The organism is Aquamicrobium terrae (assembly GCF_040545735.1).
Classification (GTDB): Bacteria; Pseudomonadota; Alphaproteobacteria; order Rhizobiales; family Rhizobiaceae; genus Mesorhizobium; species Mesorhizobium terrae_A.
Genome location: NZ_JBEPML010000006.1, coordinates 16103 through 32130, shown reverse-complemented (window position 1 = coordinate 32130; position 16028 = coordinate 16103). Strand labels below are relative to the sequence as shown.

General features: G+C 65.0%; 16 protein-coding genes. 2 read left to right on the top strand and 14 right to left on the bottom strand.

Translation table 11 applies throughout. The features are described from left to right. Positions 1-43: 43 nt before the first annotated feature. Genes ABID37_RS10415 through ABID37_RS10405 form a run of 3 tightly spaced genes read right to left on the bottom strand, consistent with a single transcriptional unit; the run spans position 44 to position 3398 of the window. Entirely contained in the window at positions 44-934 is an 891-nt protein-coding gene (locus tag ABID37_RS10415) for a plasmid partitioning protein RepB C-terminal domain-containing protein (RefSeq protein WP_354194369.1), read from the bottom strand. After that, on the bottom strand, positions 931-1824 hold the full coding sequence (locus ABID37_RS10410) for a plasmid partitioning protein RepB C-terminal domain-containing protein (protein ID WP_354194367.1): 894 nt from the start codon (positions 1822-1824) through the stop codon (positions 931-933). The genes ABID37_RS10415 and ABID37_RS10410 overlap by 4 nt, the downstream gene beginning before the upstream one ends. Continuing rightward, positions 1824-3398, bottom strand: a complete 1575-nt coding sequence (locus ABID37_RS10405) for a recombinase family protein (RefSeq protein ID WP_354194365.1) — start codon at positions 3396-3398, stop codon at positions 1824-1826. Before ABID37_RS10405 ends, ABID37_RS10410 begins: the two co-directional genes overlap by 1 nt. Positions 3399-3466: 68 nt before the next feature. On the opposite strand from ABID37_RS10405, the gene ABID37_RS10400 reads away from it, so the two are divergent. Next, on the top strand, positions 3467-3826 hold the full coding sequence (locus tag ABID37_RS10400) for a hypothetical protein (RefSeq protein WP_354194363.1): 360 nt from the start codon (positions 3467-3469) through the stop codon (positions 3824-3826). A 290-nt stretch (positions 3827-4116) separates the two neighbouring features. Here ABID37_RS10400 and ABID37_RS10395 read toward each other — a convergent pair whose 3' ends face one another. The 9 genes from ABID37_RS10395 to ABID37_RS10355 form a co-directional block, all read right to left on the bottom strand. Then, the gene (locus tag ABID37_RS10395) at positions 4117-4266 is read right to left on the bottom strand and encodes a hypothetical protein (RefSeq protein ID WP_354194361.1); all 150 of its coding nucleotides are present in this window, start codon (positions 4264-4266) and stop codon (positions 4117-4119) included. Positions 4267-4554: 288 nt separating this feature from the next. Next, entirely contained in the window at positions 4555-5175 is a 621-nt protein-coding gene (locus ABID37_RS10390) for a 2,3-bisphosphoglycerate-dependent phosphoglycerate mutase (protein ID WP_354194359.1), read from the bottom strand. 41 nt (positions 5176-5216) lie between these two features. Next, a complete protein-coding gene (dapB, locus tag ABID37_RS10385; RefSeq protein WP_354194357.1) occupies positions 5217-6026 on the bottom strand; it encodes a 4-hydroxy-tetrahydrodipicolinate reductase in 810 nt (269 codons plus the stop codon). Continuing rightward, positions 6023-7864 carry an ABC transporter ATP-binding protein gene (locus tag ABID37_RS10380; protein ID WP_354194355.1) on the bottom strand — a complete coding sequence of 614 codons (1842 nt, stop codon included), beginning with the start codon at positions 7862-7864 and terminating at the stop codon, positions 6023-6025. The genes dapB and ABID37_RS10380 overlap by 4 nt, the downstream gene beginning before the upstream one ends. A 114-nt stretch (positions 7865-7978) precedes the next feature. Continuing rightward, entirely contained in the window at positions 7979-9004 is a 1026-nt protein-coding gene (locus ABID37_RS10375; RefSeq protein WP_354194353.1) for a glucokinase, read from the bottom strand. Between the two features lie 396 nt (positions 9005-9400). After that, positions 9401-10435, bottom strand: a complete 1035-nt coding sequence (gene mepA, locus ABID37_RS10370) for a penicillin-insensitive murein endopeptidase (RefSeq protein WP_435521554.1) — start codon at positions 10433-10435, stop codon at positions 9401-9403. A 183-nt stretch (positions 10436-10618) separates the two neighbouring features. Further along, a complete protein-coding gene (locus ABID37_RS10365) occupies positions 10619-11524 on the bottom strand; it encodes an SDR family oxidoreductase (RefSeq protein ID WP_354194351.1) in 906 nt (301 codons plus the stop codon). Beyond that, positions 11521-12681, bottom strand: coding sequence for a tRNA epoxyqueuosine(34) reductase QueG (gene queG, locus ABID37_RS10360; RefSeq protein ID WP_354194349.1), 1161 nt, complete (start codon positions 12679-12681; stop codon positions 11521-11523). Before queG ends, ABID37_RS10365 begins: the two co-directional genes overlap by 4 nt. Beyond that, a complete protein-coding gene (locus ABID37_RS10355; RefSeq protein WP_354194347.1) occupies positions 12662-13354 on the bottom strand; it encodes a glutathione S-transferase family protein in 693 nt (230 codons plus the stop codon). The genes queG and ABID37_RS10355 overlap by 20 nt, the downstream gene beginning before the upstream one ends. A 142-nt stretch (positions 13355-13496) precedes the next feature. On the opposite strand from ABID37_RS10355, the gene ABID37_RS10350 reads away from it, so the two are divergent. Continuing rightward, positions 13497-14435, top strand: coding sequence for an undecaprenyl-diphosphate phosphatase (locus tag ABID37_RS10350; RefSeq protein ID WP_354194345.1), 939 nt, complete (start codon positions 13497-13499; stop codon positions 14433-14435). Positions 14436-14468: 33 nt separating this feature from the next. Here ABID37_RS10350 and ABID37_RS10345 read toward each other — a convergent pair whose 3' ends face one another. Together ABID37_RS10345 and ABID37_RS10340 are read right to left on the bottom strand one after the other, a co-directional pair. Next, positions 14469-15443: a complex I NDUFA9 subunit family protein gene (locus tag ABID37_RS10345; protein WP_354194343.1), complete on the bottom strand. Its 975-nt coding sequence runs from the start codon at positions 15441-15443 to the stop codon at positions 14469-14471. A gap of 117 nt (positions 15444-15560) precedes the next feature. After that, positions 15561-16013 carry a DoxX family protein gene (locus ABID37_RS10340; RefSeq protein WP_354194341.1) on the bottom strand — a complete coding sequence of 151 codons (453 nt, stop codon included), beginning with the start codon at positions 16011-16013 and terminating at the stop codon, positions 15561-15563. Positions 16014-16028 lie beyond the last annotated feature (15 nt).

Below are 16028 nucleotides of genomic sequence, written 5' to 3'. Positions count from 1 at the left end.
AGCGTCCCTTGCGGTCCCCACGTTTATCGGATCCGGGTTCCCGTCATGCCGCTTTCTGTAGTTCCACGATCTTCTGGAACTCGGAAAAGATGTCAGGATGATGCTGGGCCAAATGGCGCACGATCCTGGCGCTGCCCAGCAATCTGGCCACGTATCCGGTCGCAAGCACCAGTTCGAGATGATCGGTTCCGTAGTCCTGTTCGATTGTCTTGAATTCCCGATCCAGGCTTGCGGATTCGTTTTCCATCAGCTCGATCTGATGGGCGCTCAGTCCCTTCATGCCTTTCTTGCCGCGGACGAGTTGGCTGTCCGGCGTGGCGGCGACGAGGGAGCGCGCATAGCTGATCGTATACTTGTTCATCGCGATCATCAGCTGGACCGCCTCGATCTGCCGCACCGATTTCAGCTTCTTCAGCTCGCTGATGGTGTTGATGGGTACGTGCTTGTCCTTCAGCAGATCGGCGGCTTCCGGGCAGATGCCTTCGAGGAGGCTCTTCTTGTGTCGGATACTGGCAATATTGACGTTGAGCGCGCGGGCAAGCCGCTCCTCTGGCACACCTTTCTCAATCGCCATCAGGATCATCTTGTGCTCCTGGATGATCGCTATACGGCTTACCCGCTTGTTGTAGGTGAAGGCCTCGTCCTCCATGGCCACGAGGCAGACGACCTCGATATCGCCTCGTTTGGCGAGAACGTCGATCCTTATGTGCCCGTCAAGCAAATGGAAGCGGTCCGGGTCTGACTTGTCTCGCACGACCACAGGAGGCTCGATGATACCGATCTCGGCAATGGACGCCGCGATCTGCGCGTACTTGACCGATTTCAAGATGGCAGGCGTCAGTTGTCTCAGTGGCATGATATCGGCTATCGGAATCCTAAGGCTGGCATTTTCGAATGCATGCCGAACTGCCGCCGGGCTGCGGGACGCTTTCATGAATTCGTTGCCTTGGCTCGGCCAATCCTAGCCGCCAATGGCTCCGGAAGGGTGACAAGACCTTCTTCAGCCAACAGGCGCTGGAAAAGCTCGTCGGCGATCAGGCGCCTCATGGCTTCGACCACGAAGAGCAAGCGCCCCCTCGCGGTCTCCGCGCGACGGATCAATATGCGCTTCCGGTTCGTGTCTTCCTGGTAAGCCCGCACCAAGGCTTCCGATGACATCGGTCGCGGCTTGGCCCCGGGGTTAATCCTGAGGGACTTTCCCCGCTGTCGCCGTATTTCCACGAGACGCTTGGCCGCCAGCAGCTTACGGCCTCGGAGCAGGTTGTTCTCGTAGGCGTTCTGAAGGGCAGCCTGTACGCCTTGATCGTCTGCTTCGGCAATCTCCAGCGCGACGCTGAACGGTATTTGGCCTGCCTCCACCGAACGCAGCAGACGCTGCTCTCCCTTTTCGAGAAGCCGAATGACAGCGTGCACGTATTCGCCCGAAAGTCCCGTCTTCCGGGCAATCTCCGGGACGCCATAGCCGCGCTGCTTCATGCCGCCGATATCCTGCAGCAGGTCGATGGCACGGTGCTGGCGACGGGCGCAATTTTCGACAAGGCTCGCCACCAGACAGTCTTCCTGGTTCGCGCTGACAACGAGGGCCGGAACCTCACGTTGACCAAGCGAGCGAAAGGCTTCAAGCCTTCCTTGCCCGCACACCAGGTCGTAATAGGGGCCTCCTGCTTCCGCTCTTCTGGTGACTGTGATGGGTCGCTTGAGGCCGAGTTGCGCAATGTTTTCGATTATTTCCTTGAAGACTTTCTTGTTCCGTATCCGCGGATTGACCACGGTGATGCGGTTGATCGGGATCATCTCGACGCGTTGTGCGGGTGTCGCGGCCATCACGCTGCCTCCGGAAGGGGCGCCCGCGCCGCCATCTCGTAGAATCGGCTCAAGGAATCGAAGCGGTAGGCGTCAAGGGAAAGCCCGTTGAACTCACAAAGGCGCAGGACGGCGTCATGCATGTCCAGCCGTGGCAGCAAGTAATAGTCATGGGGGTGCTCGTTCGTCTGGTTCATTCGGACGGCGACCGTCAGATCGGGCTCCAGCGCCGTGTCCAGCCGCACCTTCCAACGAAGAGAGCCGGCGGCGGTATTGATGCACCTGACGACGACAATGGATGCGGTGAATTCATCGTTTATCGAAAGCAAGTCCGTCGTCGGGTCCTGAACCACCAGACCTCCGGCCCTTTCTATTCCGCTCATTGCCTCAGCGATTACTCCAGGATGCATCCGGCGGAGCGCCCGGTTGATTTCGAGGTAGCGATAGTCGCGATCCGGAACGAATCCTACGAGGGCATATGCCCTGAGCAAGGTCCCGAAACGGGAGGAATAGGAACTGCTTGATGGGCAACTTTCCGCTTCGTCGATGATGATTCCCGACAGGTAGCCGCGCCGGCTAAGGATTTCGGAAAGCAGTTCCAGCATCCGTTCGTCGGAGAGTCTGTCCGATCTGGCCGCGATGATCGCCCGCGCCGCTTCAAAGGACGCCGCCTCCACGATCGGCTGAAACGAACCGTCCGCCCGAACCCACGCAGACGCAGGATTCCTGCAATGCACCTGTTTCAGCTTGAAAGAGGTGCGCCCCCACACATTGTTCCCGATGTATTTCTCGTTGATGAGAATCTGATGGACAGTGCCTCGCGTCCACGGGCGGGCAAGATCGGTGAGGACTCCGCGGGAATTCAAGATGCCGGCAATTTCTTGCTCGGAGCGGCCTCCAGACGTGAAGTGGTCGTAAATTTCCCTGACTACCATGATTTCCGCCTCTGGACCCGGAACAAGAATGACCCGGTCGGTGGCGATGCTTTTTTGCTCGCCGCGCGCCAGTTCACTCTTTGGTTTCCCGGTCTGGTCCACCAGGACTCGGCGAAGACCGTAGCCGGCCGCGCCTCCCTGTCGATATCCAAGCCGGATCAGGTTTGCCTGTCCCGCGAAAACCTTCACCGATAGTTCGCGGCTGTATTCTCCGGCCATTGCCCGCTTGACCGTCTTGACGATCGAGGAACCGATGCTGCCGTCGTTCTCGAACTGCTCCGCGCAGTAGTGGACAAGGATTCCCGCCCGCTTGCACCGAAGCTCGATTTCGGCTGCCTCGTCGGGGTCCTGGAAACGCCCCCACCGGCTGACGTCATACACCAGGACAGCAGCATAGTCGGCGCGACCGCGTTCGACATCATCGAGCAAGGACTGAAGGGCGTCACGGCCGACGAGCCGCAAGCCACTCTTGCCTTCGTCGGCATAGGTCCGAACGATCTCGTAGCCTCGTTTCTCCGCGTAGCGTCGGATCACTGCGGACTGGTTGTCCGTGGAGTATTTCTGATGCTCGGTCGACATGCGGACGTATTCCGCGGCCCTGATTTTCGGCGGGTTCTGTTGGGCTGCGTCACTGCCCCTCTGGCTCCAGTCGATCACCATTTCTGGCCATTGGATTCTGTATTGTCTCGCCTTGCGGACCGGGAGTGTAAAGCAAGGAGACCGGAAAGATGTTTCCGAAGAAGGGCACAGTTGTTCCGCAGGATGGTGGCAAGCCAGGAGGCATCTATGCCGCTGCGATCTCCGAGGCGCTAAAATCAGAACTGGGTTCAAGTTTCAGGGCCACGAAGACGGTCATGCGCTGGACGGGCGCCAGCGACCGCACGGCCAAATACTGGATTGCCGGAACGCGGGGGCCGGACGGCTGGCACCTGATCCTCCTGGCAAGGAATTCGGATGCCGTCCTGCACACTCTCCTGAAGCTGGCTGACCGCGATCTTTTCGAGCTGGCCATCGAACTGAATGCCGCAAAAGCGGCGCTCGGCAGGGCGGCGGCGATTATCGAGGCGCTGCGCGCTCGGGATGCATGATTGCGGCAACTGGCGAACCTATCGCCGAGATGCGGTCAACTACCGCATTCCGATGGATGCGGTAGTGACAGGTCAGATCGACCCTCCGCGATCTAAATTGCCAACCAAGCTCTCAGGAATTCACCATCGAGATGTATTCTCCAAAACATTCCTCCAAGTCGACATATCTTCAATCGCCTGCCAAATTTGGTTCGTACTTTCTCCCGTTAGCTGCACCACTCTTTTTCCAGATCCGATAGTTCCAGCGTGATGCGGCCGCGTGCAGGCCGGATGCCGGTTTCGGGCATGATCTAGACGAACACCATCACCACCAGCGCGCCGACCGTGATGAGGATGAGGCCCGCGATGAGCATGGGCATCAGGCTGCTGCCTTCCAAGTCCCTGCCGCTGGCGTGTTCGCCGGATAGAACAACCCGGTCGCGCTTTTCGCTGTCGTTCATTGTCGTCGGCCTCCACATTAATGTGGCAAATAATATACCACTTTTACGCACCGCGCGCCGCGACAAAAAATCGCCGCGCTTCGGCCGCCCCTCGGGTGGGTGCGCAGCGATCAGACCGAAACGAAAAGGGTATTCGCGGACGGTTCAGGCCCATTCCGGAAAAAGGACGAAGCGGTTTCGAGGCCGGAACCGCTTCGGAAAAGCATGGAGCCGCGGGCGTTACGAAGAACGCCCGCGGCTCCAGGTTGGTTTGCATCGCCAGACGAGCCCGTCTGGCCGCAAAATGCTCTAGCCGGCCAGGATCTCTTTCGAGGCAACGGTGGAATCGGCGTTCAGGCGATAGACGATCGGCACGCCGGTGCCGAGCTCCACCTTCACCACCTCCTCGCCGGACAGGCCGTCGAGCGCCATGATGAGGGCGCGCAGCGAATTGCCGTGGGCCGCCACCAGCACCGTTTCGCCGCGCAGCACATGCGGCTGCATGTCGTGCAGATAGTAGGGCCACACGCGCGCGCCGGTGTCCTTCAGGCTCTCGCCGGCGGGCGGAGGCACGTCGTAGGAACGGCGCCAGACATGCACCTGCTCCTCGCCCCATTTCTGGCGCGCGTCGTCCTTGTTGAGCCCGGAGAGGTCGCCATAGTCGCGCTCGTTCAGCGCCTGGTCGCGAATGGTCTCGAGATCGCCCTGGCCGACCGCATCGAGGATGTGCCGGCAGGTCTTCTGGGCGCGTTGCAGATCGGAGGTGAAGGCGATGTCGAACTTCAGGCCGCGCTCCTTCAGCTTCTGCCCGGCCGCGCGCGCCTCGTCATGGCCCTTTTCGGTCAGGTCCACGTCGCGCCAGCCGGTGAACAGGTTCTTCAGGTTCCATTCGCTCTGGCCATGGCGCACGAGCACGAGGGTTCCGGACATGTTTGCTCCTTCTTCAGTTGCGTTTCGCGAAACGACCCGGCTCAGAAGCCGAGCACGTCGCGCATCGAATAGAGGCCGGGCTTGCGGCCGCGCGCCCACAGGGCCGCCTTGACCGCGCCGCGCGCGAAGATCGCCCGGTCCTGGGCGTGGTGGGCAAGGGTGATGGTCTCGCCATTGCCGGCGAGGATGACCGAATGGTCGCCCGGCACGGAGCCGCCGCGCAGCGTGGCGAAACCGATGCTGCCGGTCTGGCGCGGGCCGGTGTGGCCGTCACGCACCCGCACATCGTTGCCGGAAAGGGAAATGCCGCGCCCGACGGCCGCCGCTTCGCCCAGCAGCAGGGCGGTGCCGGAGGGCGCATCGACCTTGTGGCGATGGTGCATCTCAAGCACCTCGATGTCGAAATCCTTGGCCTCCAGGGCGCGCGCCGCCTGCTCGACCAGCAGCGCCAGCAGGTTGACGCCGAGGCTCATATTGCCGGACTTGACGATGGTGGCGTGGCGGGCGGCCGCCTCGATGCGGGCGTTGTCTTCCGCCGACAGGCCGGTGGTGCCGAGCACATGGACGATGCGCGCCTGCGCCGCATAGCCGGCGAACTCGACGCTGGCCGCGGGCGCGGTGAAGTCGAGCACGCCATCGGCGGTGGCGAAGGCGGCCAGCGGATCGTCGCCGACGGCCACGCCGGAAGGGCCGAGGCCGGCCAGTTCGCCGATGTCCTTGCCGAGCGCGGGCGAGCCCTTGCGCTCCACCGCCCCGACGATGCGCGCGCCTTCCGCCTCGTGCACGGCGCGCACCAGCGCCAGCCCCATGCGGCCGGCCGCCCCGACGACGACAAGACCCATATCGCTCATATGCTGCTCCCCGATGTTGCGGATGTACCGGCCATATCCGTGGCCTCGTCGTCGACGAGGCCCAGCCCCTTGTCGCCCTGGAACCGGTAGAAGCGGGCGTAGACACCGTCCGGATTGGCCATCAGTGCGGCGTGGGTGCCCTGCTCGACCACCCGCCCCTCGTCCAGCACGACGATATGGTCGGCATTGACCACGGTGGAAAGCCGATGGGCGATGACGATGGTGGTACGGCCGCGCATCGCTTCGTTCAGCGCCTGCTGGACGCGCGCCTCCGACTCGTTGTCCAGCGCCGAGGTCGCCTCGTCGAGCAGCAGGATCGGCGCGTTGCGCACCATGGCGCGCGCGATCGACACGCGCTGGCGCTGGCCGCCGGAAAGCGTCGCGCCGTTTTCGCCGACCTGGGTGTCGTAGCCTTCGGGCTGCTGGCGGATGAACTCGTCCGCCGCCGCCAGCCGCGCCGCCAGCTCGATCTCGTTGTCGGCCGCCTCGGGGCGGCCATAGCGGATGTTGTCGCGGATCGTGCCCTCGAACAGATAGGGCTGCTGCGAGACATAGGCGATGGACTGGCGCAGCGAGCGCTTGGTCACCTTCGATACGTCCTGCCCGTCGATGGTGACGGCGCCGCCATCGACATCGTGGAACCGCTGCAGCAGCGCTACCAGCGTCGACTTGCCGGCGCCCGAGGCGCCGACGATGGCCGTGGTCTTGCCGGGGGCTGCGGTGAAGCTCACCCCATGCAGCACCGGCTGGCCCGGCACATAGCCGAAGGAGACGTTTTCGAAGCGCACCTCGCCCTTAGGCACGGCCAGCGCGGCGGCGCCCGGCACGTCGCCCTGGCGCGGCTCGAGGTCGAGGATCTCGTAGATCATGCGGGCATTGACCAGCGCGCGCTCGACATTGACCTGGGTGCGCGCCAGCCGGCGGGCCGGGTCATAGGCCAGCAGCAGCGCGGTGATGAAGGCCATGACGTCGCCGGGCGGATGGTTGGTCGTGGCCGCCTTGTAGGAGGCGTAGCCGATGACGCCGGCGACGGCGAAGCCGGCAAGGCTTTCGGTGATCGGGCCGAGGCGCTCCGAAACGCGGGCGATCTTGTTGTAGCGGCTCTCGGCCTGATCGACCAGTTGGCCGATGCGGGCCGAAAGCTGATCTTCCATGGTGAAGGCCTTGACCACGGCGATGCCCTGCACCGCCTCCTGCATGGCCCCGATGAGGTGCGAGTTGATGGTGACGGATTCGCGCGTCACCGTGCGCACGCGGCGCATGATGTAGTTCACCGCCCACACCAGCGGCGGGCCGATGACGATGATCGAGGCGGCGAGATAGGGCTGCTGCCAGATCATCACCGCGACGAGGCCGATGAGGGCGACGAGATCGCCGGCGACGGAGCGCAGCGTCATGCCCATCAGGTCGCGGATGCCGGCGACGTTCTCGTTGATGCGCGCCGCCAGCCGGCCCGAGCGCGTGTCGCCAAAGAAGTCGATGCCCAGCCGCATCAGGTGCTGGAAGACACGCTTCTGGTAGCGCGCCACGACATTGTTGCCGATCCTAGCCAGCGTCACCGAATAGCCATAGGTGGCGATGCCCCGGATCAGGAAGATGGCGATCACGCCGCCGCAGATCAGCGGGGCGCGGTCATAGCGCTGCCTGACGAAGATGTCGTCGACCAGCGGCTGCATGATCCAGGCGGCGAGGCCTGCGGTGGCCGCCGACACCAGCAGGCAGAATATGGTCAGCGCATAGTACCCGATATATTCGCGGCCGTTCTCGGCGAAAATGCGCTTCAGAACGGCGATGACTTCACCGGGCTGGGGCTTGCTGCGGTTGCTGCCGACGGTCAAGGTTGGGTCCGTTGCATTGGTCTGCGTCCGAAGACGCCGGATGAGGTCGGGCACCCTCTTAGAGCCTTTGCATCCATTTGCCTATGGCCGAGCCCAAAATTGCAGCCGGAGAGCTTACGTTCGCCAGCGCCGTCCCGCCGTTTCCACGCCGAAGCCTGACGGCGTGCGGGCATAGGCGGCGAGCCCGGCCAGCGCCGCCAGCGGATGGCCGACGACATGGACGGGAATGGAGCGCATCAGCGCGTTGTGGGGTGCCTTGTCCTCGAAGGCGGCGCGAAAATTGCCGGCCTTCAGCGCCGGCACGATCTTCTGGGCGATGCCGCCGCTCAGATAGACGCCGCCGCGCGCCTTGAAGATCAGGGCCACGTCGCCGGCAACGCGGCCAAGCAGGGTGGTGAAGATTTCCAGCGTTTCGACGGCGGTCGCGTCGCTGCCGGCCAGCCCGGCGGCGGTGATGTCGGAAGGCGCCGTCAAGGCGGGCTCGCCGCCGCCGGCCCGGGCAATGGCGCGATAGAGATTGGTGAGGCCGCGGCCGCACAATATGTCCTCGCCGGAAACGCGCCCGTCCAGCGTCTCGAGATGCGCAAAGACCTCGTGGTCGCGCCGCGTGCGCGGGCCGAGGTCGATATGGCCGCCCTCGCCCGGCACCGGCACCCAGCCGCCGAAGGCATGGACGAGACCGGCTACGCCGAGCCCCGTGCCGGGGCCGAGCACCACGCGCGCCGCATTGGCCACCGGCTCGCCGCCGCCGATCTTTTCCATGTGGTCCATGCCGAGCGCCGCGACGGCCAGCGCCTGCGCCTCGAAATCGTTGAGCAGCACCACGTCGTCGAGGCCGAGCTCGGCCAGCATGCGCCTGGGCCGTATCACCCACGGGCAATTGGTGAGCCGGACCTCGTCGCCCTCGATGGGAGCCGCCACCGCCAAGATGGCCGTGCGCGGACGGCGCGGGGCACCGTCCAGAACCGCGGCGCGGATCGCCTCGTCGACACCGGCGAAATCCGCCGTCTTGACGATGCGCGGCTCGCCGGCCCCGGAAGTCTCGCCGTCGATGATGGAAAAGCGGGCATTGGTGCCGCCTATGTCGCCGATCAGGACCGGAAACCTGAACCGAACCTCGCCATCATCCGAACCTGTCATTCTGGTCCCCGACAAGCCATCGCCTTTCCGGGTCGATGCTCGATATGTGTGGTCTTGCCGCTCTTGCGCGGCGCCGGATGGTTCCATCCGGCTGCAAAAGGCTAGAGCATCGGACCGAAAAGTGTACTCGGTTTTCGGATTGTTCCGATGCTCAATCAAAGTGTTGGAGCGTCCTTTGCGCGTTCGAAAGGACGCACGGCGCTCCAAAGCGTGTCGCGATCTTTCAGATTCGCTCCATACGCTTCATGTTGTTGTTTTTCGCATGTCGTTATCCCGAAACCGGTTCCCGCTTTCGGGCGACATGCTTTAGCGCATGCCGGGCCAAAGGAAAACACCTTTCCAGCCCAAGCTTAAACCGATTGAAATGGCAGCAGTACAGCGGAGCTCCCTTTCCGGTCAATCGGCCGGGCGCGGAAACGGCAGAGGCGCGCCATATTCGGGCGTCGCCGCGAAGGAGCTCACGGCCGTGGACAATCCGTCCGAGGCCGCCAGCGCCGCAATCGGATCGGCCCTGGAGATGGTGGGTGCGCCGGCGGAAGGATAGGTGACGGCGGCGATGGACACCGGATCGGGCGCTTCCAGCACCGCGCGGCAGGCCTTGGGCAGCGACGCCATGGTCATCACGTCGCGGGCCTTGGGGGCGTCGGGGTTCTGATTGGGCCGCCAGGGCTCCTCGGTGAACCACCAGGCCAGCGACTTGTCGCACCCTTCGCCCGCCGCGACCGTTGCCTGCCGCTTGCAGTCGGGCGAGCCGGGCTGGCAGCCGATGCGGACGTGGAAATGGTAGTCATGGCCCCAGAACGGCCGGATCTTGCGCAGCCAGGCGCGGTCGCCCTTCACCGTGTCGCACAGCTTCTTCTTGATGCCCGGATTGACCAGAATGCGCTCCACCTCGGGGTAGGAGGCGGCGCGTTTCAGCAGTCTTTCATGCGCCGGCGTCCACAGCCTGTCGATGACCCGGTGGGTCTTTTCGTTCACCAGCGACGTGGCCGACATGTTCTCCCGTTCCTGCGGCGTCAGGCGGCGGTCGGGCATGGGGGTGAACCAGATGTCGGCATCGAGGCCGATCTGGTGCGAGGCATGGCCGGTGAGCATCGGCCCGCCGCGCGGCTGCGAGATATCGCCGAGCAGCAGGCCCGGCCAGCCATCCTGAACCGCATCACGGGACAGTTTCTCGATCAGCGAGATCATCGCGGGGTGGCCCCAGCGGCGGTTGCGCGACAGGCGCATGGCCTGCCAAGTGGGGCCATCGGTGGCGATGGCGACGCCGCCGGAAAAGCAACCCTTGGAATAGAAGCCGATGGATTGCGGCTGGGTCGCGGCCGGCAGCTGGTGGGCCCCGAACAGGTTCTTGGCCAGTTCCTGCGCGACCGCGTCCTGCGCAAAGGTCAGCGTGGACAGTGCGGCGAGCATGGCCACGCCTCTCGCCATCGTCCCCCGCAATGCTCGCATGCCCTCTCTCCAGTCCGGCGCCGCGCACGGCCATCAGAACGCGTCGCGATCTTTCAGATTCGCTCCGTACGCTCCAACTTGTTGTTTTTGCGCATGTCATCATCCCGAAACCGGGCGACATGCTTTAAAGCGAATCACATGATGCCGCCAACTGTGCCACGATCAAGGCAGGCGCATCCTGGCCCGCGATTCTCCCTGGTCCCAGTTGCCGTCATCCCACAGGGTGCGAAGGGCCGCGCGATAGTCGCGAAAGCGCAAATCATAGCCCGACGCCTTGAGCGCGGCGTTCGAGACGCGCTTGTTCTCGCCATAGAAGGAACGCGCCATGGGCGTCAGCTCGGCCTGGTCGAAGGGAATTTCCGGCGGCGGCTCGACCCCCATCAGCCCGGCGGCATAGGTCACGACATCCTGCGGCGGCGAAGGCTCGTCGTCGGCGACGTTGAAGATGCCGCCCCGCGCGGCATTGGCGAGGTGCAGCAGCGCGCCGGCGATGTCGGCGACATGGATGCGGTTGAAGACCTGTCCCGGCTTGACCAGGCGCTTGGCGGTGCCGTCCCGCAGATTGACGAAGGCGTTGCGGCCGGGCCCGTAGATGCCGGCAAGGCGCAGCACCGCGACCGGCCGGCCGATGGCCTCGCCAAGCGCCAGCCATTGGCGCTCGGCCTCGACCCGCAGCACCGAGCGGCGCGACACCGGCCGGCATGGCGTTTCCTCGTCCACCCAGGCGCCAGCGTGATCGCCATAGACGCCGACGGTGGAAAGATAGCCGATCCAGCGCAGCTTCGGCATCTCGCCCGCAAGGATCTCGCGCGCTCCATTCAGCACCGGATCACCGGCTTCGCCGGGTGCCGCCGAGACGATCAGATGGGTGGTGCCGGCCAGCGCGTCCCGCACCTCGCCCGTCACCACACCGTCGAACAGCAGCGGCGAGATGCCGGCCGCGCGCAGCAGCTCGAACTTTCCGGGCGCGCGCGTTGTGCCGAACACCGGCACATCCTTCGGACACAGACCGGCAAAGGCGCGGGCCGAGTAGCCGGCGCCGAAGATAAAGACCTGCTCCATGCTCATATCCTGTCCTCCCCGGCCGAACCCATGCCCTGCACCCATTCCATCCGCACGTCCGGCTCCTCTTCTTCAGGCAGCGCCGCGCGCGCCAGACTGTCGAACGCGCCTTGCGGCAGAAGCCGCGACAGCGCCCAGACGGCAGCGCCGCGCACCAGCGGCGAGGCGTCGAGCGTCAGGGCGCGCACCGCACCGGTCAACCCGGCATCCCCGGAATTGCCGGCCGCGATCAGCACGTTGCGGATGAAGCGGTCGCGTCCCACGCGCTTGACCGGCGAGCCGGAAAAGAAGGCGCGGAAGGCCGGATCGTCCAGTTCCAGCATATCGGCGAGCTTCGGGGCGCGCAGGTCGTCGCGCGCGGCCAGCTTCGCCTCGGAGGCGGCCTGGGCGAACTTGTTCCACGGGCAGGCGGCAAGGCAGTCGTCGCAGCCATAGATGCGGTTGCCGATCGCCGCGCGGAACTCAAGCGGGATCGGCCCCTTGTTCTCGATGGTGAGATAGGAGATGCAGCGGCGCGCATCGAGCCGGTACGGCACCGGAAAGGCGTTGGTCGGGCAGGCGTCGAGGCAGGCGCGGCAGGAGCCGCAACGATCGACGTCGCGTTCGTCCGGCTCCAGCTCTGCGGTGGTGAAGATGGAGCCGAGGAACAGCCACGAGCCATGCATGCGGCTGACCAGATTGGTGTGCTTGCCCTGCCAGCCGAGCCCGGCCGCCTCGGCCAGCGGCTTCTCCATCACCGGCGCGGTGTCGACGAACACCTTCACGTCCCCGCCGGCGCGGGAAACGATCTTGCCGGCAATCTCCTTCAGCCGCCCCTTCATCACGTCGTGATAGTCGCGGTTGCGGGCATAGACGGAGATGGCGGCCCGGTCGGGATGGGCGAGAAGCTCGCGCGGATCGTGATCCGGCCCGTAGTTCATGGCCAGCACGATGATGGAGCGCACTTCCGGCCACAGCACGCCGGGTTTCGCGCGCCGCTCCAGCGTCTCCTCGATCCAGCCCATGGAACCGTGGAAACCGTCAGCCACGAATTGCGCCAGCCGTGCCGGGGCCTTCGGAATGGCATCGGGCGAGGTGACGGCGACGAGGTCGAAGCCGGCGCGCAGGGCTTCCCTGTCGATCAGCGCGCGAAGCTTGCCGGAATCAGAAGTCGAGGTCCGCATAGTGGGACACCGGCGCCAGGCCGCGCACGCGGTCGGACAGCAACGGGCGGAAGGAGGGGCGCGATTTCACCCGCATGTACCAGTCGCGCGCGGCGGCGTGCTCGCGCCAGTCGATCTCGCCCAGATAATCCAGCACCGAGAAGGTGGCGGCGGCGGCAAGGTCGGCATAGGTGAGGCGCGATCCGGCCAGCCAGTGACGGGTGCCGGCCAGCCAGTTGGTGTATTTCAGATGCTGCCTGATATTGGCGCGCGCGGCGCGGATGGCGGTGGAATCGGGCGAGCCGCCGCCCGCGGCATCCGGCATCAGCGGCTTCAGCACGCGCTCGCGCACCAGATGGCGGGTCACCTCGCTCTCGGTCTTGACGAGATACCAGTCGACGAGGCGCCTGATCTCGGCCCGGTCCATGGGGTTTTCGGCGAGCAGCCGCCGGTCGCGCTTCAGCACGCCGCGCGTTTCGTCGAGATATTCGGCAATCACCTCGGCGCCCACCACGGGCACGTCGCCTTCGGCCAGCAGGATCGGCAGGGTGCCGGCCGGGTTGAGGGCCAGGAACTCTTTGCGCCTCGACCAGGGCTTCTCCTCAATTAACGCCAATTCCTCGCCATATTCGCCGAATGCGATTCGGACGAAACGACAGGCAGCGGACATCGGATGATGAAAAAGCGTCAGCATGGTTCCTTGGGTCAAAAAAGCGCACTGGCAAATCGATGCCGGCACCGGTAAGCCTTGCCGCCCGCACCAACGGACTGTCAAGCTTTGCGACCTATAGGGTCAGAACGCCGTCCTGACAAGCAAACTGGGATCATCCGCCCATATGGAAAATCAGACGATCATCGAGGCCCTTCTGCTCGGCCTGCTGGAAGGGCTGACCGAGTTCATCCCGGTCTCGTCGACGGGCCACATCCTGCTCGCCGGCCATTTTCTCGGCTTCGAATCGACCGGCAAGGCCTTCGAGGTGCTGATCCAGCTTGGCGCCATCCTCGCCATATTGTCGGTCTATGCGGCCCGCTTCTGGGACTTCATGAAGCGGCGGGACCGGCTCCATGTCATCAGCGAGGTGGTGATCGGCATCCTGGCCACCCTGATCTGGATGGGCGGCTGCGCCGTCGAGTTCGTCTCGGCCATCGTGCGGCGCCGGCGTCCCAATTTGTTCGTGCCGCCGCAGCTTCCCGACGACCCGGCCGTGCGCATGCTGGTCGGCCTCGCCATCGGCTTCCTGCCGGCGGCGGTGATCGGCGTGCTGGCGCATGGCTTCATCAAGTCGGTGCTGTTCGAGACGCCGAAGCTGATCTGCATCATGCTGATCCTCGGCGGCATCGTGCTGTTGTGGATCGACAGGCTCGACCTCCGGCCGAAATACCATGAAGTGCGCGAATTTCCGCTGTCGCTCTATCTCAAGATCGGCCTGTTCCAGTGCCTGGCCATGATTCCCGGCACCTCGCGCTCCGGCGCCACCATCGTCGGCGGGCTGCTGATGGGGGCGGACAAGCGGGCGGCGGCCGAGTTCTCCTTCTTCCTCGCCATGCCGACCATGCTCGGCGCCTTCACGCTCGATCTCTGCAAGAACTGGAACGCGCTGTCGGCCTCGGACCTCAACATCATCGTGGCCGGCTTCCTCTCGGCCTTCGTGGCGGCGGTCATCGTGGTGCGCAGCCTGCTCGGCTATGTCAGCCGCCATGGCTACAGGCTGTTCGGCTGGTGGCGGCTGGTGGTGGGCACAGTCGGCCTCGCCGCCCTCTACATCGTCGGCTGACGAAATCCCTTCAGCCGGTCAACAGGCGTGAATTCAGGCCGCCTGCCGGCGCTGGAATTGGCCGGCGGCGCGGAAGCGCCACAGATAGCTGGGCAGGATGGTGGCCATTGCCTGCGCCTCGATGCCGAGGCCGGCCAGCGTGCGCGCCTCGGACTGCGCCGCCTGCGAAACCACATTGTCGGAGCGGAGCTGCGCCACCTGGTCGCGGGTGAGCAGCGGCTTGGGCAACAGGCCGAGGAAGGAAGCGGCCAGGTCCGCCACCCACCACGGCAGCGGCACCAGCAGGCGCTTGCGCTCGATCACGGCAAGCATCTCCTCCAGGCACTGGCGGAAGGTGGCGACCACCGGCCCGCCAAGCTCGTAGATGCGGCCGCCGACCGCCACGCCGTCCACCGCGCGGGCCACGGCCTCGGCCACGTCGCCGACATAGACCGGCTGGAATTTCGTCGTGCCGCCGCCGATCAGCGGCAGGGCGGGCGCATAGCGCGACATGGCGGCAAAGCGGTTGAAGAACTCGTCCTCGGGGCCGAAGATGATCGAAGGGCGGAAGATGGTGGCGTCCGGCACGGTTTCCAGCACCGCCTTCTCGCCGCGGGCCTTGGTGCGGGCATAGGCCGACGGCGACCGCTCGTCGACGCCGATCGCCGAAACATGGGTGAGACGGGCGCCGACGGCACGCGCGGCCTCGGCCACGGCGCGGGCGCCGAACTCATGCACCGCGCCGAACCTCTGGCGGCTGCCCTCGTGGAGGACGCCGACGAGGTTGATGACGTGATCGGCGCCGATCACCGCCTGGTCAACGGACCGGCGGAACCGCAGATTGGCCTGAACGGCCTGGATCTGGCCGACATTGCCGAGCGGCTGCAGATGTACGGCAAGGTCGGGCCGGCGGCAGGCGACGCGGATGCGGTAGCCGCGCTTGGCCAGCGCGCGCACCACATGCCGTCCCACGAAACCGGACCCGCCGAAGACGACCACGAGCTTGGGGGTTTGCAGGATTTCGGTCATGAGTGGCTCCGGCTAAATGCCCCGGCCCGGCCGGGGGTCTGGCTGAAGCCGTTTCATAGTCCGTTTCGCGCCGAAGGCAAAGTGCGATCGGTGGTCGCTGCCGCCGATCGCCCCGGATCAGAAAGCCTTGCCGATGCGGGCGTCGACCGAATGGCGGTTGGCGCCGCGGATGACGAAGTAGAACAGCATGGCCGACCACAGGATCGACTTTTCGGCGCCGGAATAACCCTGGCCCAGCGTGATCCAGTGGAACCACACCGTCACCAGCAGCACGAACAGGCCGGCGAAGGCGGAGGGCCGGGTGAGGAAGCCCAGCATCAGGAAGATGCCGCCGAAGAATTCGGTGCAGGACAGGAGCAGCGACCAGAAGGCGCCGGGATAGAAGCCCAGCCCCTCGACCATCTGGGCCGCGCCGAAGGGATCGACGATCTTGGACGAGCCGTGGATGGCGAGAATGCCGCCGGTGACGACGCGAAGCAGCGTCTCCGAACCTTCGTGCAGCGCGGCATAAAGGCCGCCAAGGGCCGGAATGATGAGGCGCGGGCGCCCGGTTTCGGTGGTTATGGACATCGATCTTCTTCCTGT